Source organism: Pandoraea soli, assembly GCF_902459595.1.
Lineage (GTDB): Bacteria > Pseudomonadota > Gammaproteobacteria > Burkholderiales > Burkholderiaceae > Pandoraea > Pandoraea cepalis.
On sequence record NZ_CABPSG010000008.1, the window covers coordinates 130,671 to 149,750 of the forward strand.

The 19,080-nt window shown below is 66.2% G+C and carries 22 protein-coding genes; 1 reads left to right on the forward strand and 21 read right to left on the reverse strand.

Annotated features, from left to right (window positions below; translation table 11 throughout):
* The first annotated feature begins 3 nt into the window (after positions 1-3).
* Entirely contained in the window at positions 4-2,082 is a 2,079-nt protein-coding gene (locus PSO31014_RS15530) for a flagellar biosynthesis protein FlhA (RefSeq protein WP_150552423.1), read from the forward strand.
* An 83-nt stretch (positions 2,083-2,165) separates the two neighbouring features.
* On the opposite strand, the gene PSO31014_RS15535 is transcribed toward PSO31014_RS15530, so the two are convergent.
* The 21 genes from PSO31014_RS15535 to fliS form a co-directional block, all read right to left on the reverse strand.
* Complete coding sequence (locus PSO31014_RS15535) at positions 2,166-3,392, reverse strand: flagellin N-terminal helical domain-containing protein (protein WP_150552424.1); 1,227 nt, start codon at positions 3,390-3,392, stop codon at positions 2,166-2,168.
* A 161-nt stretch (positions 3,393-3,553) separates the two neighbouring features.
* On the reverse strand, positions 3,554-4,726 hold the full coding sequence (locus PSO31014_RS15540) for a hypothetical protein (protein WP_150552425.1): 1,173 nt from the start codon (positions 4,724-4,726) through the stop codon (positions 3,554-3,556).
* Between the two features lie 54 nt (positions 4,727-4,780).
* A complete protein-coding gene (locus tag PSO31014_RS15545; protein WP_150552426.1) occupies positions 4,781-5,677 on the reverse strand; it encodes a hypothetical protein in 897 nt (298 codons plus the stop codon).
* A 25-nt stretch (positions 5,678-5,702) separates the two neighbouring features.
* Entirely contained in the window at positions 5,703-7,034 is a 1,332-nt protein-coding gene (locus PSO31014_RS15550) for a FlgK family flagellar hook-associated protein (RefSeq protein ID WP_150552427.1), read from the reverse strand.
* Between the two features lie 40 nt (positions 7,035-7,074).
* The gene (locus tag PSO31014_RS15555; RefSeq protein ID WP_150552428.1) at positions 7,075-7,404 is read right to left on the reverse strand and encodes a hypothetical protein; all 330 of its coding nucleotides are present in this window, start codon (positions 7,402-7,404) and stop codon (positions 7,075-7,077) included.
* 17 nt (positions 7,405-7,421) lie between these two features.
* The gene (locus tag PSO31014_RS15560) at positions 7,422-8,573 is read right to left on the reverse strand and encodes a flagellar basal body P-ring protein FlgI (RefSeq protein ID WP_217424923.1); all 1,152 of its coding nucleotides are present in this window, start codon (positions 8,571-8,573) and stop codon (positions 7,422-7,424) included.
* Positions 8,574-8,583: 10 nt separating this feature from the next.
* Positions 8,584-9,288, reverse strand: coding sequence for a flagellar basal body L-ring protein FlgH (gene flgH / locus PSO31014_RS15565; RefSeq protein WP_246176668.1), 705 nt, complete (start codon positions 9,286-9,288; stop codon positions 8,584-8,586).
* A gap of 21 nt (positions 9,289-9,309) precedes the next feature.
* Positions 9,310-10,098, reverse strand: a complete 789-nt coding sequence (gene flgG / locus PSO31014_RS15570) for a flagellar basal-body rod protein FlgG (protein WP_150552429.1) — start codon at positions 10,096-10,098, stop codon at positions 9,310-9,312.
* A gap of 35 nt (positions 10,099-10,133) precedes the next feature.
* Positions 10,134-10,865, reverse strand: coding sequence for a flagellar basal body rod protein FlgF (locus PSO31014_RS15575; RefSeq protein WP_150552430.1), 732 nt, complete (start codon positions 10,863-10,865; stop codon positions 10,134-10,136).
* A 4-nt stretch (positions 10,866-10,869) separates the two neighbouring features.
* Complete coding sequence (locus PSO31014_RS15580) at positions 10,870-11,973, reverse strand: flagellar hook protein FlgE (RefSeq protein ID WP_150552431.1); 1,104 nt, start codon at positions 11,971-11,973, stop codon at positions 10,870-10,872.
* 15 nt (positions 11,974-11,988) lie between these two features.
* Complete coding sequence (locus tag PSO31014_RS15585; RefSeq protein ID WP_150552432.1) at positions 11,989-12,675, reverse strand: flagellar hook assembly protein FlgD; 687 nt, start codon at positions 12,673-12,675, stop codon at positions 11,989-11,991.
* Positions 12,672-13,082, reverse strand: coding sequence for a flagellar basal body rod protein FlgC (gene flgC, locus PSO31014_RS15590; RefSeq protein WP_150552433.1), 411 nt, complete (start codon positions 13,080-13,082; stop codon positions 12,672-12,674). The genes PSO31014_RS15585 and flgC overlap by 4 nt, the downstream gene beginning before the upstream one ends.
* A 2-nt stretch (positions 13,083-13,084) precedes the next feature.
* Positions 13,085-13,471: a flagellar basal body rod protein FlgB gene (flgB, locus tag PSO31014_RS15595; protein ID WP_150552434.1), complete on the reverse strand. Its 387-nt coding sequence runs from the start codon at positions 13,469-13,471 to the stop codon at positions 13,085-13,087.
* A 242-nt stretch (positions 13,472-13,713) separates the two neighbouring features.
* A complete protein-coding gene (gene flgN, locus PSO31014_RS15600) occupies positions 13,714-14,166 on the reverse strand; it encodes a flagellar export chaperone FlgN (protein ID WP_174976535.1) in 453 nt (150 codons plus the stop codon).
* The gene (flgM, locus tag PSO31014_RS15605) at positions 14,163-14,459 is read right to left on the reverse strand and encodes a flagellar biosynthesis anti-sigma factor FlgM (RefSeq protein WP_150552436.1); all 297 of its coding nucleotides are present in this window, start codon (positions 14,457-14,459) and stop codon (positions 14,163-14,165) included. The genes flgN and flgM overlap by 4 nt, the downstream gene beginning before the upstream one ends.
* Before the next feature lie 18 nt (positions 14,460-14,477).
* Entirely contained in the window at positions 14,478-15,344 is an 867-nt protein-coding gene (locus PSO31014_RS15610; RefSeq protein ID WP_150552437.1) for an OmpA family protein, read from the reverse strand.
* A complete protein-coding gene (locus PSO31014_RS15615) occupies positions 15,341-16,213 on the reverse strand; it encodes a motility-associated protein (protein WP_150552438.1) in 873 nt (290 codons plus the stop codon). The genes PSO31014_RS15610 and PSO31014_RS15615 overlap by 4 nt, the downstream gene beginning before the upstream one ends.
* A gap of 32 nt (positions 16,214-16,245) precedes the next feature.
* Positions 16,246-17,145: a FliA/WhiG family RNA polymerase sigma factor gene (locus tag PSO31014_RS15620; RefSeq protein ID WP_246176670.1), complete on the reverse strand. Its 900-nt coding sequence runs from the start codon at positions 17,143-17,145 to the stop codon at positions 16,246-16,248.
* A complete protein-coding gene (locus PSO31014_RS15625) occupies positions 17,142-18,416 on the reverse strand; it encodes a flagellar hook-length control protein FliK (protein ID WP_150552439.1) in 1,275 nt (424 codons plus the stop codon). Before PSO31014_RS15625 ends, PSO31014_RS15620 begins: the two co-directional genes overlap by 4 nt.
* Positions 18,406-18,705 carry a hypothetical protein gene (locus PSO31014_RS15630; RefSeq protein ID WP_150552440.1) on the reverse strand — a complete coding sequence of 100 codons (300 nt, stop codon included), beginning with the start codon at positions 18,703-18,705 and terminating at the stop codon, positions 18,406-18,408. The genes PSO31014_RS15625 and PSO31014_RS15630 overlap by 11 nt, the downstream gene beginning before the upstream one ends.
* Positions 18,698-19,075: a flagellar export chaperone FliS gene (gene fliS / locus PSO31014_RS15635; RefSeq protein ID WP_150552441.1), complete on the reverse strand. Its 378-nt coding sequence runs from the start codon at positions 19,073-19,075 to the stop codon at positions 18,698-18,700. Before fliS ends, PSO31014_RS15630 begins: the two co-directional genes overlap by 8 nt.
* Positions 19,076-19,080: the final 5 nt, after the last annotated feature.

Consider the following 19,080-nt stretch of genomic DNA (forward strand, 5'->3'; position numbering starts at 1 on the left):
CTCATGAGCCGACTACTGACCAACCTTCGGCGTCACAAATTCCTGACGCCGCTTCTCGTCTTCGCCATCCTCGCGATGGTCATCCTGCCGCTGCCGCCGCTGCTGCTCGACACGCTCTTCACCTTCAACATCGTGCTTTCGATGGTGGTGATTCTGGTGAGTCTGTCGGTGCGGCGTCCGCTCGACTTCTCGGTCTTCCCGACGGTCATTCTCGCCACGACGCTCATGCGTTTGACGTTGAACGTCGCGTCCACGCGCGTGGTGCTGCTCAAGGGCAACGAAGGCACCCATGCGGCCGGTAGCGTCGTCGAATCGTTCGGCAATGTCGTCATCGGCGGCAACTTCGTCGTCGGCCTCGTGGTGTTCGTGATCCTGATGATCATCAACTTCGTGGTGGTCACCAAGGGCGCGGAACGCATCTCCGAAGTCTCGGCACGCTTCACGCTCGACGCGCTGCCCGGCAAGCAGATGGCCATCGACGCCGACCTGAATGCCGGCCTCATCAATCAGGAAGCCGCGCAGACGCGCCGCCGCGAGGTGAGCGCCGAAGCCGATTTCTACGGCGCGATGGACGGCGCGTCGAAGTTCGTACGCGGTGACGCGGTGGCGGGCATTCTCATCCTGCTCATCAATCTGATCGGCGGAGTCGCCATCGGCGTGACAATGCATGGCATGAGTGCGGGCGACGCCTTCCGCCAATACTCGCTGCTGACCATTGGCGACGGTCTGGTCGCGCAGATCCCGGCACTGCTGCTCTCGGCGGCGGCGGCGATCATCGTCACGCGGGTGTCCGACGCCGGCGACTTCGAGAAGCAAGTCGGCGACCAGTTGCTGGCCTCGCCGTCGGTGCTGGCAAGCGTGGCCGTGCTCATGTTCGTGCTGGCGCTGATTCCGGGCATGCCCACCGCACCGTTCCTGGCGTTCGCGGCAGTCGTGGGATTCGTCGCCTGGCGCGTCGGCCAACGCCGCGCGCCCGACGACGCCGACGACACCGAGGCGCTCGAAGCCGCGCTCACCGCCCACGAGCCGCCCGCGCTCACGTGGCAGCAACTGTCCTTCGTCTCGCCGGTGACCGTCAGCCTCGGCTATCAGATCGTAAGCCTTGCGGACAAGCGAGACGGCGCGCCGCTGGTGCAACGTCTCTACGGCATGCGGCAAACGCTCTCGCAGACCATGGGCTTCCTCGTGCCGGCGGTCCGACTGGACACCGGACTCGGCCTCGGGGCGAATGAATACGCAATTGACGTTGGCGGTGTACGCGTGGCCAGCGCGTCGCTGCCGCACGACCGGTTGATGGCGATTGCGGCGCCCGATTGCTATGGCGACCTCGACGGTATGCCGGCCATCGATCCGTCATTCGGCATGCCGGTGGTGTGGATCGAGCCCGAGCAACGCCCCCATGCGTTGGGGCTGGGCTATCAGATCGTCGATCCGTCCGGGGTGATCGCCACGCACGTCCAGCAATCGATGAAAGCGCACCTGGCCGACTTGTTCACCTATCAAGACGTGACCTCGCTTGGTGAACGGCTGCGCGAGTTATCGCCGTCGCTGGCCGACGCACTGGACAAGGCGCTCACGCATCAACAGCAGCTGGCGGTCATTCGCCAATTGCTGGCCGAAGCGGTGTCGTTGCAGGATATCGATGTGCTGGCGACGGCGCTGGTCAATGCGGCCGCGACGAGCAAGGATCCGCTGGTGCTGGCCGCGGAGGCGCGCAGTGCGCTGGGGCGCCGACTGGTACACGGACTGATTGGCGACGAGCCGACGCTGCACGTCTACCAACTCACGACGGATCTGGAGAACCTGCTATTGGGCGCCTATACGGCCGCGCAGCAGTCGGGCAGGACCACCGCCGATGCGTTCCCGCTCGATCCGCAATTGCTGGAGCAGTTGCAGTCTCATATGCCGCAGGCGCGCGAGAACATGAAGCAAACAGGGCGCACGCCGGTGTTGCTCGTGATGCCGCAACTCCGACCGTTGCTGGCGCGCTATGCACGGATGTTCGCGAGCGGGCTGCATGTGCTCTCCTATAACGAGGTGCCGCAGACGAAGGAGATCGAAGTGGCAGGAACGCTGGGATGAAAAAAAGCCAACGGTGCAATACCGTTGGCTTTCCTGTCCAGACTTGCAGGCCGGCAGACTTCACCGGCCATTAACGCGTGCGATTAACGCAGCAGCATCTGGATCATGCTCGGCATTTCGCCGGCCTTTTGCAGCATTTGCAGGTTCACGTTCATCTGCGTTTGCAGCTTGGTCAGCTCCGACACCGATTCGGCGAAGTCCACTTCGTTCAGACGCGAATTGGCTTCACGCGTGTTCTGCAGCAGCGTCGATTGCACTTCCTCGCGACCGTCCAGATCCATCATGGCGGCGCCGATGCTGGCTTGCACGGTGGCCAGTTGACCGATGGCGGTTTCGAGATTGGTGATGGCGTTCGACGCGGACGGCGCATCAAGCAGTTGCGTCGACGGCGAATTGAAGCGCGCATTCAGCACTTCGTCAAACGCGTTGAAGAGCGTGGCTTGCTCACCCAGGTCGAGCGTGTTTCCCGCCGTGGCTGCCAGCGTATTGAGCGGCGTGGTGAGGGCCGTGCGCAGCGCCGTGAAATCGGCGCGAGCGCCTGCCGCCAGACCTTCGATCATCGTCGTCAGACCGGCCTCCCAGGTCACGTTGCCCGTGGCGTTCTGCACCTTGCTCAGGATCGCGCTGATGCCGGGTTTCGCCGAAAGATCCTGCATCAGTTGTGCCGCGGCATCAGCATCCGAACCGGCGCCCAAGGCGTCCTTCAACGAGGTATTGGACGGGTACGACGGGTTCGTTTGCGCGCCGAAATTGGCCGTCGCACTGCCAACGCTGGCGAACAGGCTTTGCAGATCGCTGCTGATGTCCATGACCTTCGTTTCAGCCGCGCCCGCACCGACTTGCAGGTCGATCTTGCCCGCCGCGAGAATCCCCGACGCAGCGCTGCCGAACTCCATCTTCAGCAGGTTCTTGCCCGCGAACGTGGTGTTCTCGAAGATCGCCTGGAGTGCTTGAGCGTTGTTGGTGTATTGCTGTTGCAGCGCGGTCTTCTCGGCATCGCCCTTCAGGCCATCCTTGGCCTGCGTGGCCAGATCCTTCATGGTCACGAGCAGTTCGTTGGCCTTGTCCAGCGCGCCCTGGGCAACGCGAGTGCTCGACTGAGCGTACTTCATGTTGCTGATCGCCGCCTTGGTGCCGCTGGCGTGCATGTTGAGCATGGCCGAAATGCGGGCCGCCGCCGGATCGTTCTTGTACAGGTCGTTCTTGGTGCCGGTGGACAGGTCGCGCATGATGGCGTTCAGCTTGCCGCCGGTGCTGCGTTGCGAATTCAGCGACGACATTTGCGCCACGTTGGTGTGCAGAGTCAACATTGCTAGGGCTCCTTGTGCTGGTGAGCGATTTGGCGGACCGGATGGCCTGCCTCACCGTGATAAGGCGTCCCTTCGCGAAAATTGTTAATGCCTTTCGGCGATGATTTTTCCCATCTGACGAGCCGCGTGTCGCCGTTAGCGCACGACATGCGCATCCCCCCTTACCGATCCGCCAGCAATGCCCGAACGTTGGCGCGCGTGACGGGCACGCCGCCCGGCATCGCGAGCGTCAGTGCCACGAACGTTGGCTGCTTGCCTAGCCGTGTCGTCCACGCATTTGCCGAGGCGATCGCCATCGCGTAGGCGCTGCCATCGGTCTCGACGCCCCCGTCAGTCCTCGCGACACGACCGATGGCCTGCGCGGAGGTCCGTGCCGTGTGCTTCGCCAATGCGTGAGCCGCACGGACACTGCGCACCATCGACGCGAGCGCGCGTCGCGTTTGCGTGACGCCGTCCGGCCCGTTGACGCGCCATGTCCGAGGGGCGATGGCATCGGGTGCCTCGCGAAGCGTTGCGCGTCGCGGATGCCCGTCGGCGCCTCCGGGGATGACCTGCGACGAGGCGGGCGACGCCGTTTGAGCGATGGCAAAGCGCGACGCCAGCGACGGCCATGCCGCCCCGGAAGTACTCATCACCCACCCGCGCTCCGGGGGAGGCGGCTCCAGCGTCACGCCATAGGCGGCGAGCGCACGCGTCGCGCGACGGCGCAATCCCGCCTGAGACACCGCGTTCGCCACGTCGATCTCGACACCCGCCTGGTATGGCCCCGCGGGATAGAGCGTGATCTGCCCGGTTTTCGACGCGCGCCACTGCGCCGGGGCAACGCCCTCGACGGTGAACCGTTTCGGCGCGCTGCCCTTTTCATCGAACTGCAGCCGGTCATCGACCGTGCCCAGGGTTGCGCGCTCGCGGGCGTCCCATTGGGCCGCCAACGCCTCCAAGTCCCGGCGCGCCCGCGCCTGCGATGCCGGATCGCCGTCGCGCCAGCGCGACAGCGAGGCCAACGCCGTGCTGGCCGATGCGTGAAGCGTCGACAGCCATTGCGCGCCCGCACTGGCCCGGCTCGCCGTGGCATGCGTCGAAATCAGGTCGGCGACCTGGGCGACACGCTGCCGGTCGACGTACGTCGCCCCCGGCGACGCAAGCCACCCCGACGCGCCCGCGCGCATCGCGCCGGTCACGTTAGGTGCAGCGGTCGTCGCGCGCACACCTGTCAACGCGCGCGTCGAAGCGCCGGGTTGCGCGGCGTCGCCCCGGCGCTGATTCGCGCGGGCCGCACTGCGCGCGTCGTCGAGCGTCGGGCTCCCGGGAATCTCTCGAATCACGTCAACCATGAGTCCTGTCCTGTTCGGTCAGACGGTGCGGGCGCATGACGGCATCGAACGCCATCAGAGGACATCGAAGAACGACAGCTTGCCCACCTCGGCATGCGCCGTGCGCGCGGCCGACATGGCGCGATACAAGGCCATCAATTCCGGGAATGCCTCGGTGGCACTCGCCCCCTCGATTGCCACGCGTGCTTTGACGAGCACTTCGCTGTGTACCCCATGCTCCTTGCGCACCGCCTCGAGACGCTTCGCGCCATGGTCGTTCGCAAATTGCACCTCGGCAATCTGCGTCACCTGATCGTCGATCGGTGCAGTCAACTCACGCAGTACCGCGGCTGCATCGGCGCCGACGTCATTCGTCAACGTCGCTGCGGCGGCGCCCAGGCGATTGAGCAGATCAGGCAACCCCTGCCACACCTGCGGCGGGTGCGTATGGTGCAACCCGTCACCAATCTCGACGGAAGCGGGCGCGTGCCCGTTCGTCGCCAATGTGAAATTCGGCGTGGCGGCGCCGGGCCCGGCCGTGCCGGTGATGGGCGCGCCAATGCGCGCGAAGACGTGGCTGCCGTCGGCGCGACGACGATTGAACGCGTCCGTGAGACCGCGCATCAGCGCACGAATCTTGCCGACGTCGTCCTGGGCCTCGCCGCCTTGCAGCGCGCCCGCCTTCGTCACCACATCGCTTTTGAAGGCGCTCAACCGGTCGTGAGCGCTCTTGAGACTCACGCTCGCTTGCTTGAGATCGGCCTCGAGGCTGGCGATGACCTTCGTGCGCTGCGCGAGCGTCTGCTGCGCACGGTCGATACGCGCGATGCGCTCGAAGTCGACTGGATCGTCCGACGCGCTAAGCACGCGCTTTTCCTCGCGCGCATGGTCGGTCATGCGCTCAAGCCGTTCGTTCATGTCGCGCAGCACGTGCTCGCGTTCGAAGCGGCTGAAGTGATGGTGGATTTGCATGGTGATGTCCTTTCCCGAATGTGGCTCAGACCATGGCCAGCGTGGCGTCGAATAGTTCGTTGGCCACCGAGGCCACCCGGGCGTTCGCGCGGTAGAGCTTCATGTAGGCCATCAGCGCGCCGCCCGACTCGGTCTCGTCGACGCCCGCCTGCTTCTGGAACTGCGCGCGCGCGGAGACCAACACCGCCCCGGCCGACGCGGTGCTCGCCTCGGTCTCGCTGATGCGACGTCCGGTCGCGGCGGCCAGCGCACTCATGGCTTCGACGAGCGTCGTGCCCACTCGCCCCGAAAGCGGCACCGGGCCACCCAGCGCCCCCTTCATGCGACGCAATGTCGTCCCGTTTCCGTTCGTGCTGTCCGTGTCGAGGGCGAGGTCTCGCGCTGTCTGGACCGTGCGCTGCATCACCGGCACGCCGTCCGGTCCGGTGGTCAACTTCAGCAGCGGCGTTTCGTCAAAATCGCCCGAAGCCACATCGGCATGCGCACGGTTCAGTTGATCGACCAGTGTGCGCGCGACGTCGGTCATATCCGCGATGCGCGAGTCGAGGACTCCGGTGAGGAAATTGTCGAGGCCTCCCAACCGTCCGCCGAGCGTGTCGGCCGGCACGTCCACACGTGACGATCCCGCCACGACCGAATAGCCGCCGTCCGTACGCGCTTCCAGTTGCGCGGCGCGATTGCCCAGCACCAGCGGCTGTCCGCTTCGGGTAAGCACGTGATACGCCCCGCTGGCGTCGTCCCGCACATCCACGTCGAGAAACGCCGCCAATTCGCCCAGCGTCTGATCGCGTTGATCTTCGATGGCCAGTCGGCCCGCCTCGTCCGGCGCCAGACGGTGCAGACGATTCAGATCCGCCAGGGCCGTCGTGAGGCGGTTCACTTTTTCTGCTTCCCCGCCCCGCACCGCGTTGACGGTCTCGCGCAAGCGTTCCAGGGCGGAGAACATCGCGTTGGTGCGCTCGGCAACACGCCCCAGCGCCGCGAAGACGCCGTCGGCGTGGACATCGCTGCCGAGGGTCTGGGCCTCGTGGTCGAGTGCGCCGACAAACTCGCGCAGGCCGAGCGGATCGCTGGCCACGTCGGTCCCGCCCAACTGCGTGAGCAGCGCGGCGAGGTGCGGCTTCTGCACCTCCAGCTCGCTGGCGCCGGACACGGCGCGCCACAACTGCCGCCGCCGTTCCAGCCCGGCCACACGCACGACGTCTTGCGCCTGCACCGTGCCATCGGCACGCGACGTGACGCGCACGTTGCGGCGCGTATACGCCGAATTGCTCATCTGCGAGATGTTGAGGGCCTCGTTGTCGAGCAGCGACTGTGCAGTTTTCACGCCTTGCGTGGCGATATTCAGCATGTTCATGGTTCAGTGCCTGTCCTGTCGGTATCGGCGCAGCGCTCGATCAGCGCCCCGCCATTTGCCGGATGATGGTGTCGGCGATGCCGAATGCCCGCCGCGCCGCCAGCGCCTGCGCGACCTGTGTGTCCGCCCATTCGTGCAGGCCCTGCGTCGTGCGGTCGCGCTTGCCCAGCGCGCCGGCGTCATCGCGATCGTCGCGCAGCGCCTCGGTCGCCCGTCGCATTTCGCCGAGCAACTGGGCGACGAAAATCGCTTCGAACTGTTCGGCGACGGCTTCGAGCGTCGCACTCGGCGCACTCGGCGCAACCGGCGTTTCGCCTGCCTCAGACAAAGGCGACCGGGCGGGGGAAATTAGCAAGGGGTTCGGCGTCATCGGTGGGGTCATCTGTCTCAAATCACATGCAGCTCGCCATTCAGCGCGCCGGCTTCGTCCAGCGCCTGAAGAATCGAGATCACGTCGTCGGGCGTGGCGCCGGAGCGGCGCAGACTGTCGACGATGGTCTGTAAATCGACACCGGCCGGCCAGACGTGGATATCCATTTCGTCTTCCGCGACGTCGACGCGCGAGCGTGCCGCGCCTGCCGTTCGGCCGCGCGAAAACGGAGCCGGCTGGGCGATGACGGGCGACTCGGTCACCGTCACGCGCAACGAGCCATGCGACACGGCGACCGGCCGCACCGTCACGCCCTGCGAGATCACCACCGTGCCCGAGCGCGCGTTGATGACCGCGCGCGGCACCCGGCTCACCCCTGGCACGGGCAGTGCATGGACCTCGGCGAGAAAGCGCACGCGCGCATCGGCGTCGTCCGGCGATGTCACCTCGACGGTGCTGCCGTTCTTTGCCAGCGCGGTGCGTTCGCCAAAGCGGGCGTTGATGGCGTCGGCAATGTTCGCCGCGAGCTGGAAGTCCGGACGCTTCAGGCTCAGGCGCATCGCGCCGCCCTCACCGGCCGGCACCGGGATCTCCTGCTCGATCGTCGCCCCGTTGGGCACGCGCCCGGCGGTCGGTGTATTTTTCTGCACGCGCGACCCGCTGCGCCCCTCGGCCTGCATCCCGCTCACGACCAGGTTGCCTTGCGCAAGCGCGTAGGTCTGGCCGTCGACGGCACGAAGCTGCGTGAGCAGCAGCGTGCCGCCGCGCAGGCTGCGCGCATCGCCCATCGACGACACGGTGACATCGATGGTCTGTCCGCGAAGAAAGCCCGACGGATAGGTCGCGCTGACCATCACGGCGGCGACATTGCGCGAGCGCAATTGCACGTTCTCGGGCATGCTGACGCCGAATTGCTTGAGCAGGTTGGCGAGCGATTGGCTCGAGTGGCGCGAGCGTGGGCCGTCGCCGGTGCCGGCCAGCCCCACGACGAGACCGTAGCCGACAAGCTGGTTGTCGCGCACGCCTTCCACGTTGACGTAATGGCGCACGGTTTGCGCATGGCTGACCGGGGTGAGCGTCGTCATCGACACCATGACGATCATCGCCGACAAGGTCAACGCGTTGACCCAGCGAGGCATACGCGCGAGCGCGTCGGGCATTCTGAACATACGGACTCCCTCAGAGCGGTGCGAACTGGCTGTTGAAAAATCGTGTGAGCCAGCCGGGATTGTTGCTGTCGGCCAGCGCGCCCGTGCCGAAGTACTGAATGCGCGCATTGGCCACGCGCAGCGACGAGACGCGGTTGGTCGTATCGATATCGCCCGCGCGCACATAGCCGGCCACGCGCACGGTTTCCTCGCCCTGATTCAGAAACAACCGCTTCTCGCCGCGCACGTGCAGCAGCCCGCTAGGCAACACGCGATGCACGATCACTGTGATCGCGCCTCGCAGTGTGTTCTGCGCCGTGCTCGAACTATCCCCGCGGAAACCCCGTCGCGCACCGAGTGCGGTGTCGCCGATGAGCGGCTTTCCCATCAGCGTGGCGTCGTCGATCGACATGTCGCTGCGCTTGTCCAGGCGAGTGCCCGCGCGCTTGCTGGCCTGCGTTTGCTCCTGCAGCACGATGGTCAACACGTCGCCCGCGCGAAATGCCCGCTGGTCCGAGGTGAGCGACAACGCGTGCCCGGCCGAAAAGAGACCGCCCGCCTGCCCTTGCGACGACATCTCGGCCACGCCCGGCAGGTCGTCGCTTTCTTCGAGCTGCGGCGGCAGGAAGCCCGCGCAGCCCGCGAGTGCCGCGGCGAGCACCACCGTGACCACGGCACGCGCGCCGCGACAGCGCATTCGGGCATTACGCGGCCCACGGGGCGTTGCGTGCGTCATCGTCGTCTCCGTCCGCGTCGGTTAGCGCGCAACCTGCGCGAGGTTCTGCATCATGTTGTCCGCAGCGGACAGCACCTTGGTGCTCATTTCATACGCGCGCTGCGCGGTAATCATGTTCACCATCTCTTCGATGGCCACGACGTTCGAACCTTCGAGCGCCTTTTGCCGCAGCAGACCGAGGTTCTCTTCGCCCGGATTGCCTTCGATGGCCGGACCGCTCGCGGCCGTCTCTGCGAACAGGTTGCTGCCCATCGGGCGCAGGCCGGAAGGATTCACGAAGTCTGCGAGTTGCAGGCGACCCAGCGACGTCGGCTCGGTGTCGCCCGTCTCCGTTGCGCTCACGTCGCCGTCGGCGCTGATCGTGAGGTCGCGCGCCCCCGGCGGCACGACGATATCGCCCACGAGCGGGTGACCGGCCTGTGTGACCATGCGCCCGTCGGCGTCGAGCCGAAGATTGCCCGCACGGGTATAGGCCGTCTCGCCATCCGGCATCTCGACTTGCAGGAAGCCACGGCCGGTGATGGCGACATCCAGCGCGTTCTGCGTGTCCTGTTCGGTGCCGTTGATGAACTGCTTCTGCGTGCCGGCAAGCCGCACCCCAGTACCGAAGTACATGCCGCCGGGCAACGTCGCGTCGCCTTGCGTACGGGCGCCCGCCGGGCGAACGGCGCGATAGAAGGTATCTTCGAACGCAAGCCGGTCGCGCTTGAAGCCTGTTGTGCCCACATTGGCCAGATTGTTGGCAATGGTCTGCAACTGCGCGTCTTGCGCGTGAACCGCCGTGCGGGCGATGAGAAGTGCGGGATTCATGACATCTCGAAGGGAGTGGTTGGAGTTGACGCGCGTTATCCGCGCATGAGTCGGTTGCCGCCATCGGCCATGTCGTCGGCGATCTTGAGCACACGCATCTGCATCTCGAAGTCGCGGCTCGCGCTCATGCTCTGGACCATCGCCCCGACAGCCGACACGTTGCTCGCTTCACGATGGCCGCCGCGCAGCGTGACGTCGTCGCCGGGCAACACGCCGGCATCGCTCACGAGCACGCCACTGCCCGCGTTGCGCATGTCGCCGGGCATGGCGAGCACCCGTTGCAGCCGGCCTATCGGCACCGGTTCCGAAGCACCCGCGAGCACCACTGCGACCGTGCCGTCCGCGCCGATGTCGAGTTCGCGATGCGGCGGCACCACGACCGGCCCGCCGTCGCCGAGCACCACACGGCCATGCAGTCGCAATGTGCCGTCGCCATCGAGCGTGAGGGAACCGCCGCGCGAATACACGACATCCGCATCGTCGTCCGGACGCGCCGCGAGCGCGAGATAACCGTCCCCGTCGATCGCGACGTCGAGCGCACGCCCCGTGGGCTCCAGCACGCCCGGCGTGGTATCGAGACCGGCCGGCGCCTGCACGGCGTAGTGGCGCGAGGCAAGACCGGCGCCCGGCAAGGCATTGGCCTGCGCAACGGCCAACGACGCGCGAAAGCCGGTGGTCGCCGTGTTGGCGAGGTTTTGCGCCACCACTTGTTGGGTGTCCTGTGCACGCTGCGCGCCGGACATGGCGGTATAGATGAGGGCATCCATCGCGTCAGATCGATTGCATCAGGTTGCGCATCATCTCGTTCTGCGTCGAGATAACCTTGGTGTTCGCCTGATAGTTGCGCTGCGCGGACATCAGGTTGACCAGTTCGTCCGTCACGTTGACGTTCGATCCTTCGAGCGAGTGGCTCACGAGCACGCCCGTGGCGCCCTCGCCCGGACGACGCAGTTGCGCCACGCCCGACTCGCCGGTCTCGCGCCAGACGGTGCCGTCGGCGGGTGCGAGGCCACCCGCGTTGGCGAATTCACCGAGGGCGAGTTGATATCGCGTTTCGCTCGCGCCGTTGCTGTACTCCGCCACGACCGATCCGTCCTTGTCGATGCGGGCACGAACGAACTCGCCCGCCTCGCGGCCACCGACTTCGGTCGCGCTCGCGGTGAACGCGCCACGCTGCGAGGCCATGCCGGTGAAGTCCAGCGCGGGCAGCGTGCCGGCACCGGCAATCCGGTCCAACGTCATCGTTGCGGGATCGAGCGTTCCCAGCACGGTCACATTGGCGCCGTCGACTTCGGAGACCTCCAGGCGCAGCGGGCCGTCCTGCATGGCGAATCGCAGCCCTCTCACCGCCATGTCGCCGTTGGCGTCGCGAAACGTGACCGACGTCTCTCCGACCTGGCCGGCGGTCGCCGGCAACGGGTCGGGCAAACGGCCCTTGACGTTGATCGCCGAGCTGGCCTGCGCCGCCACCGGGCGCTTGTCGATCGTCACATCCGACACATTCGACTGCCCCTGCGCAAATCCCTGCACGCGCCGGCCGCTGCCGTCAACGAGCTGGTTGTCCTTGTCGACGTTGAAATCCCCCACACGCGAATAGACACGCTGGCCGTTCGCCTCCCGGAGCACGAACAACCCGTCGCCTTGAATCGCCTGGTGCAGGCGATTCCCGGAATTCTGCAGACTGCCGCTGGCGCCGACCGAATACTCGGTGCCGCTGACCTTGACGCCGGCCGGTTGCGCCTCGGCCATGGCCGAAGCAAACCGGGTGGTGGCGGATTTGTATCCTTTCGTCGAAACGTTGGAGATGTTCTGCGAGATCGTCTCCAGCGACTGATTGATGGCGTTGATGCCCGACAGGGCGATATCGAAACTCATGTTGTCCTCCTGTGCTCAGGCCGCGCCAGAAGGCGCACTGCCCGACAATTCCTTGATCGTTGCGGCGTCGAGATTCTTCCCCACGCCCGACACATCGACGCGCGTACCGGCGTCGCCCAGATGCACCCGCTCGACGCGGCCCGACATACGGACCGGCAACGACGTGTTACCGGCCTGGACGTGGATATCGAAGCTTCCCGTCCCCAGGCGGTTCTCGGCGAACCATGCGTCGTCGAGGGTGAACCCGGTTCGTCCCGAGGACGCCGGCAACGGTTTGCGGATCGTTCTGCCGTCGCTGCTCCGCAGAACGACCTCGGCTCCCTCGGTCTGCGCGGGCAGATCGACCGCGCCTCGAATCGGCTGCCCGATCACGCGCTCAACGCGCGTCGTCTCGACGCTCACGTCTCGACCGACGTGGCTGCCCAGCGCATAGCCCTGCATGCCCGAGAGCACCTTGGTCTGCGCGAGCACCCGCTGACTCATCTGCTGCATCGACTCCGCTTGACTCAGTTGCGTGAGCTGCGCGACGAACTGCGCCGGATCGGTCGGGCTAAGCGGGTCCTGATGTCGAATCTGCGCGACCAGCAGCTTCGTGAACATCTCTCGCATCTCTTCGCCCGCGCCGTTCGCAGACACTGACGACGCAGTGTCGCGTTGCATCGCGGCGCGAGCGACGTCGTCGGTTCCAATCGCTGGCGTCATCCGCGTTCTCCGAGTCGTAACAAGTCCTGCTGCGCCGCGCGTATGCGGGCCAGCACTTCCAGATTGGTTTGAAATGCGCGCGATGCGTCGAGCATGTCCGTCATTTCCTCGATCGCATTCACATTTGCATAGAAGACGTTGCCATCGGCGTCGGCGAGCGGGTTCCCGGGTTCATGCGCGACACGCGGCAGATCCTCGCTCTCGTAGATATCGACGACCTGTACGTGCTGCGCCCCCTGGGCATCGCCGAGCACCGTGGCAAACACCGGCTTGCGTGCGCGATACGCCGTCTCGGCGTCGCCCGCGACGGCACCGGCGTTCGCCAGATTGCTCGCCACGGTGTTCAGTCGGATGGTTTGGGCAGCCATCGCCGAACCGGCGATTCCCGCAATTTCCCTGAAGCTCATCGTCAACGGCCTCCGTCGATGACTTTCTGTAGTCCGGCGAGTCGCCGATTCAGAAAGGAAAGGCTGGCCTGCCAGTCAGACAGGTTCTGCGCGAAGAGCGCCTGCTCGATACCCAGTTCCACGGTGTTGCCATCGGCACGCGGTTGCATTGGCACGCGGTAGCGCAAGGCATCGGACGCCACGCTCGCCATGGGCGAACCCGCGTCGTGCACCGAGGCCGTTGCCGCATCCAGATGCTGCTGCACGCGCTCACCGAAATCGAGGTCACGCGCCTGATAGCCGGGCGTGGCCTCGTTCGCGAGGTTGGCCGCAAGCACACGCGTGCGATCCTCTCTCGCGCGCAATGCCGCAGCGTGAACGCCTAGCGCCTGCGAAAAAAATGTCTGCAAAACTCCGCCTCCGTGGTTGACCGATAACGACGTCGCCCATTGTCGACAAAACTATCGAAAAGCGGCCCAAACGCGCGTGAAATTGACGCGTTTCCCAAACCCATGGATCGGCTTTGGGACAAAGACGCTATTTGCGTGGTGGTTTGGCGATTGACTTCCCCGTAACCTGCGACGCTACGTCGCTAGCGGTACGAGGCTAAGAGGCTAAGCGGCTAGGAAGCGGCGAGGCGACGCCCGGGGGCTTACCGCTGCGGCGTGTAGGTCCCGCAATGCGAGGCGGGAGATAACACGACGTCGAGCGCTTGGAGGCGCGTGCCGATGTCGCGCAGGTTGCGCGTATTGATCGCCTTGCAACGGGCCGCGCTCGCTTGCAGCGCTTGCCAGCGGGCGGACAGGGCGTCACGGGCGGGGGTATCCAGCCATTGGAAAACGGGCGCCATGGTATCGGCGGCCGCTTCACCGAACGCTTGCTCGAGACATTGCACCCGACGGCGCGCCCGAATGCGCAAACGGCCGACCAATTGGGCCGCGTGATCGTGAGCGCGCGTGAGCGCGTCGAGTTTCTCCTCGACGAGCGCGCGATGCAGAACGTCGAGCGTTTCGATCAGCCTGCGGTAATCCACCAGATCGGCGTCGACATCGGCCACGATGCGCTCCACACACTCGCGGCGCAGGCGCTGCTTGGCGGTGCTCACGGCAGCATCCCGTGATGACTGAGCATTCGGCTCGCGACCCGCTCGCTGTCGAACGTCAGCTCGCCACACGCGAGTTGCGCCTTGATCCGCGCAACCTTGTCGGCGTCGATACGCGCAACGGATTCGACGGCCGCTTGCGCGCTGGCGAGCCAATCGCTGGCATCGGCCTGCACGAGGCGCGCCGCGCCTGCGGGAACGCCGTGCGGCGCAGGCACCTTGGCCTCGGCCGACGACAGGCGCCGACGCGCGGTGTCGATCGGCATGACATTGGACATCGAGTCGATCTTGGGCATGAGAAGAGTCCTAGGAAATTACGGTTCACTCACATCAGGCGACCGATCGCCGTCGTTTGTTAAGCGTGCAGGCAGTTTGGCGATTTCGGCCGCATCGGCCTGCGCGTCGCTTCCGGAGAGCACCAGCGCCGCATCGTGCGAGGCGCCGAACATCTGCGCCAGTTGCGTCGCCCGCGCTTTCGTGAGGACGACGAATTCGATGCGCCGATTGGCCGCTGCCGTGGGATGGTCGGTCAGCAAAGGCGCGTGGTCGGCCATCCCGACGGCCATGAGCACGCGACCGAGTGGCAGCCCTCCGGCGACCAGTGCGGTTCGTGCAGCCAGCGCGCGTTCCGACGACAGGTGCCAGTTTGTATACCCGTCGGCGGCGGACGTTCGGTATCGCACGGCATCGGTGTGGCCCACAATCATCAACGCATTATCGACGCCGCCCAGCAGCCCACCGATGCGCGAGAGCAGTGCGCGGGCGCGGGGCGACGGCGTGGCGCTGCCGCGCTCGAACATGCCTTGCTCGTCGGAATCGGCCAGCCGCACCCGTAGCCCGTCCGGCGTGATGGACGTGCTCACGTGATCCGACAGATTCGCGATCTGGCTGAGCTGTTGCACGGCAGATGCCAGGCGCGCCATGTCGGCGGGCGATTCGAACTGACCGTTGGGGGTCGCCTTGATCCGGCTGGCATCCGTTGGCAGTGCGTTCGGCGATGCGGCTGAGGCCAGCGTACTGGTGCCCGGCGCTTCGGACGACGGCTGCGACTCGAACACGCGCCGCTCCAGCACCCACATCACCACGAACAGACACATGAGCACCAGGCAGAGGTCGGCAAATGCCACCTTCCAGGCATGACTGCCCTCTTCAACCGTGGCGCGCGATCGACGCGTACTCATCGTCCGTCCTCGGCGCTTCGCACCCAACCTTCGAGCGCATTGAAGCTAGGCAGCGCGCCGTACTGCAACATGCGGCGTCCGGCGTCGGCCGCGAGCAGCGGCGTTTTCCCGCTCAGGAACGCGATGATCGCCGCGCGCACGCATTCGTAGCCGGTCATCTCCACGGCGACGGATTGCGACAGCCGGTTCGCAATCGGGCTCAACACGGCATAGCAGGCGAACACGCCGAAGAACGTGCCGACCATCGCCACCGCGACCTGACGGGTGATCATGGCCGTCGCCGCACCGGCCCCGATGTCGTACATGGCGAGCACCAGGCCGAGCACGGCGGCGATGATGCCGAAGCCCGGCATCGACTCCGCAAGCTTGTGCAGCGCCTGCACGGGATGCATCATGCGACGCTCCCGACTCTCGATTTCCATCGCGAGCAGGCTATCGAGCTCACCCCGCGAGCCTTTGCTCAGTGCCGCGACGCGCAACGCATCGACCGTGAAGTCGATCAGCTTCTTATTGGCGAGCACATGAACGCTGCGCTGGAAGATGGCGCTGCGCGCCGGGTCGTCGAGATGGGCGTCGAGCGCACGATCGCCGTCGCGCGACGAGGTTTGCAGCAGCGAGTAGGTGAGTGTGAGCAGTTGCTGCTCGAACGCCTCGCCATGGCGTCGCCGCCGCATGGCGGCCGCGACGACCGCGCGCAGATCGCCCAGCACGCGCGATGTGTTGCCCACGAGAAACGCGCCCAGCGCCGTGCCGACGACCAGCACCAACTCATTCAGATGGAATACGGTTTCGAACTGGCCGCCATTGAGCCAGAACATGCCGAACACGCTACCCGCGATCACGGCAGCCCCAAGCAGCAGTAGTTTCATTGTCTTTGCCTCGTCAATCTCGTCAAACTCGTCTAATCATTGCGTTGTAGGGCGCGCGCGCTTCGCGCGCCTTTTCGCCCTGCATCGTGCAAAGCGACCTTCATTTTTCCAAGTGCCACCTGATGAATCTGGCAGATCCGCGCCCGGGTCAGCCCCAGCACTTCGCCGATCTCCTCGAGATTCATGTCGAACTCGTAGTACAACTGCACGACGCGCTGCTCACGCGCGTCCAATGCGTCGAGCGAGCGCGTCAGACTCTGGCGCATCGCGACCAGATCTTCCGGACTGCGCCGTTCGACGAGCGCTTCGTTGGCCGCCATACCGCCCTCGGCGAGCAGTTCATCAAAGCTCGCGATGCTCTCCGCATAGCCCGCCATCTCGGCTTCTTCCAGCGCCGCGGCGTCCATCCCCGCATGGACACGCAGCTCCTCACGGGTTGGTGCGCGCCCGAGCCTGCGTGTCAACTCGCGTTCGGCATCGCGCCGCCGGTGCGACGCCTGCCGCAACGTGCGCGGGCGCCAGTCCAGCCGACGGAGTTCGTCGAGCACCGCGCCGCGAATGCGCGTCGCGGCGTAAGCGGTAAAACGTTCGTCCGGGGGGCCGTAACGTCGTATGGCATCGAGTGCGGCGATCAGGGCGATCTGCGTCATGTCTTCCTGCGCCATCGCGACACTGGTCTGTGGCGCCAGCGAGCGCACAATGCGCGCGATCAACGGCATCAGGCGCAAAACGTGCGTTTGCTCATCGGCGGCCGGCATCGCTGGCCATACCGACGGCTTCGACCCTAGCGGCGAAGCCTGCGGTCGCTCGACACGCAACGGTGGCGGCGCGCCTACGTCATTGGCCACGCTCGCCGCGCGGGCGTCGCTGCGCATGTCATCGCGCCTTTCGTCGCATGAGCGCACGACTGGGCCATACATCAGTGTGTTCATGGCCGGAATACCTCGTCATTGCGGCCCGCTGCCCCCAGTGCGAGGCCCGGGCTCGCGTCGCCGGCCCGGTCGTCGCGCGCATGCCGATCTCGCGCATTGCCCGACGCGCCGTCACCGCCGTGTTGCGGCAGGCTTGCGATACTCACATGGACATCCCCGGCGTGCCGTTGCGAGAGCATGTCCCGCAGCAACCCGACCGTGCCCTGAACGAGGCTCAGCACCTCGGGGCGCGCCACGTGCAAGCTCACGCTGAGCTGCATGGGCGACTTGCGCACGACAATGCCGATCTCGCCGAGTTCTGCCGGCATCAACCGCATGCGTGCTTCCTGCACACCGTTTTCCATCATCGACTGCACGCGTTCGGACAGCGTTCGGGAAACGGCCGCGCCATCGCTCGCTGCGTGGGCTCCCCCCAGCGTTCCGCCCGACACCGTCGCGAGACTCGTCAGCCCAGACATTCCGGTCGCAGCGGTCAATTCCGTCGCCACCGCGCTCCCGGACAGCGTCGAGGAAAACGTTGCGCGAAGCGCATGCGCCACGCCATCATCGTTCGTCATATTCGCGGGCAGCGACCCCACGGGCGGCGGCGACATTGGCGCCCCGACGCGTGCAGCGGATGCCGTCGCGGACATAGAGGTCGACGTGTCGACAGCGCCGCGCCCGCGCTCGGTCAGTTGCGCACTGCCCACGGCCCCCTGCATCCGATGCTCACGCGCCGCGAGCATCGTTGCGAGATGAGACGCTGCCGCGTCGTCCGGCGATTCGCCGCGACTCGCATACGTGTCGAGCGGCATATACGCGGGCTCACCCGCATCGAACGTGACGGCCGCCGTCGTGACCGACATGACAGGCATGACCGGGTTGACGGGCATGCTTGGCGCGAGGACGGCGACCTCGCGAGCCATGCCTGCGTCGTCGGGTTCCGGCTCGGGCGTGCCGTTCGTGTCGACGGTGTTCTGCGGGTCAGGCACCGCCAAGGGCATCGCGGATGCGACCGCAGTGCCGACGCGCACCTCCATACCTTGGCCCAAAGAGGTGTCCGACGCGCCGGCCGACGCCGCCAACCCTGTATTGGGCTCATCGGCCGCTGCGCCCAGGTCAAGACCCTGCCCCGACAAGCGAACCAGCGACGCGGCAAAGTCGTGCGACACCATCCCGTCCTGGGGAACCGACACCGCTTGCGCCGAGTCGGCAGGCAGCGCGCCGTGTGCCACCGTGCTCAGTGGGTCCGCACGGATAAAGGTCGTGAGACGTGCCGGTTCAACGATCATCGTGCATCCTCAGGTAGCCAAGCGCACCGTCGCGCCAATGGCCGAGTCCGGCCAATTGTCTGCGGGCTTCCGATGCGGCGCGCTGAGACAGCAGATATGCCTGGTCGTGAGCGACGCGCGCATCGGCCATGGCCTGTGCGAGCCGCGCATCCCGCGCGTCGGGTGCCGGGGCGTGCCGCCAAGCCCGACGGAACAGCGCGTCGGTGGCTTGCAGCAAGTCCCACTCGCGTGCCGCGGAATGCCGTCGCAGGTCTCGCGCCAGCCCCTGAAAGGTCGGTGCATCAACCACACCGCGTCTCCAGGGAACGCCAGCCCTGCGCGAGCTGGGTGACCACGGCCGTGACCTCGTCGAGCTTGGCGACATCGCCCTCCACGCTGGCCTGCGCGACGCCGCGCATGCAGAAGTCGTACACGGTCGCCAACGGTTGCGTGACGCCCGGGCCGTCGGCCGCATCGATGTGCGACGCCAGCCCATTGAGCAGATTCAGGCATTTCGTGACGCTGCGCAGACGCGCGTCGTTGCGCGAATGCTCGATGTGCGCGCGCACGCGCGCCAGTTCGTCGAGCAGCCCGTCGAGCAAGATCAGCATGAGCTGCAACGGGGTGGCGCCCGCGATGCGGGCGTCGAGGTCTGAGACGTGGTATTCCTGATATGCCATGATCG

Excerpts from the sequence above, each read along its gene's own strand:
- PSO31014_RS15530 (WP_150552423.1), top strand. The coding sequence starts at position 4 with ATGAGCCGACTACTGACCAACCTTCGGCGTCACAAATTCCTGACGCCG.
- PSO31014_RS15535 (WP_150552424.1), bottom strand. The coding sequence starts at position 3,392 with ATGTTGACTCTGCACACCAACGTGGCGCAAATGTCGTCGCTGAATTCG.
- PSO31014_RS15540 (WP_150552425.1), bottom strand. The coding sequence starts at position 4,726 with ATGGTTGACGTGATTCGAGAGATTCCCGGGAGCCCGACGCTCGACGAC.
- PSO31014_RS15545 (WP_150552426.1), bottom strand. The coding sequence starts at position 5,677 with ATGCAAATCCACCATCACTTCAGCCGCTTCGAACGCGAGCACGTGCTG.
- PSO31014_RS15550 (WP_150552427.1), bottom strand. The coding sequence starts at position 7,034 with ATGAACATGCTGAATATCGCCACGCAAGGCGTGAAAACTGCACAGTCG.
- PSO31014_RS15555 (WP_150552428.1), bottom strand. The coding sequence starts at position 7,404 with ATGACGCCGAACCCCTTGCTAATTTCCCCCGCCCGGTCGCCTTTGTCT.
- PSO31014_RS15560 (WP_217424923.1), bottom strand. The coding sequence starts at position 8,573 with ATGTTCAGAATGCCCGACGCGCTCGCGCGTATGCCTCGCTGGGTCAAC.
- flgH (WP_246176668.1), bottom strand. The coding sequence starts at position 9,288 with ATGACGCACGCAACGCCCCGTGGGCCGCGTAATGCCCGAATGCGCTGT.
- flgG (WP_150552429.1), bottom strand. The coding sequence starts at position 10,098 with ATGAATCCCGCACTTCTCATCGCCCGCACGGCGGTTCACGCGCAAGAC.
- PSO31014_RS15575 (WP_150552430.1), bottom strand. The coding sequence starts at position 10,865 with ATGGATGCCCTCATCTATACCGCCATGTCCGGCGCGCAGCGTGCACAG.
- PSO31014_RS15580 (WP_150552431.1), bottom strand. The coding sequence starts at position 11,973 with ATGAGTTTCGATATCGCCCTGTCGGGCATCAACGCCATCAATCAGTCG.
- PSO31014_RS15585 (WP_150552432.1), bottom strand. The coding sequence starts at position 12,675 with ATGACGCCAGCGATTGGAACCGACGACGTCGCTCGCGCCGCGATGCAA.
- flgC (WP_150552433.1), bottom strand. The coding sequence starts at position 13,082 with ATGAGCTTCAGGGAAATTGCGGGAATCGCCGGTTCGGCGATGGCTGCC.
- flgM (WP_150552436.1), bottom strand. The coding sequence starts at position 14,459 with ATGCCCAAGATCGACTCGATGTCCAATGTCATGCCGATCGACACCGCG.
- PSO31014_RS15610 (WP_150552437.1), bottom strand. The coding sequence starts at position 15,344 with ATGAGTACGCGTCGATCGCGCGCCACGGTTGAAGAGGGCAGTCATGCC.
- PSO31014_RS15615 (WP_150552438.1), bottom strand. The coding sequence starts at position 16,213 with ATGAAACTACTGCTGCTTGGGGCTGCCGTGATCGCGGGTAGCGTGTTC.
- PSO31014_RS15620 (WP_246176670.1), bottom strand. The coding sequence starts at position 17,145 with ATGAACACACTGATGTATGGCCCAGTCGTGCGCTCATGCGACGAAAGG.
- PSO31014_RS15625 (WP_150552439.1), bottom strand. The coding sequence starts at position 18,416 with ATGATCGTTGAACCGGCACGTCTCACGACCTTTATCCGTGCGGACCCA.
- fliS (WP_150552441.1), bottom strand. The coding sequence starts at position 19,075 with ATGGCATATCAGGAATACCACGTCTCAGACCTCGACGCCCGCATCGCG.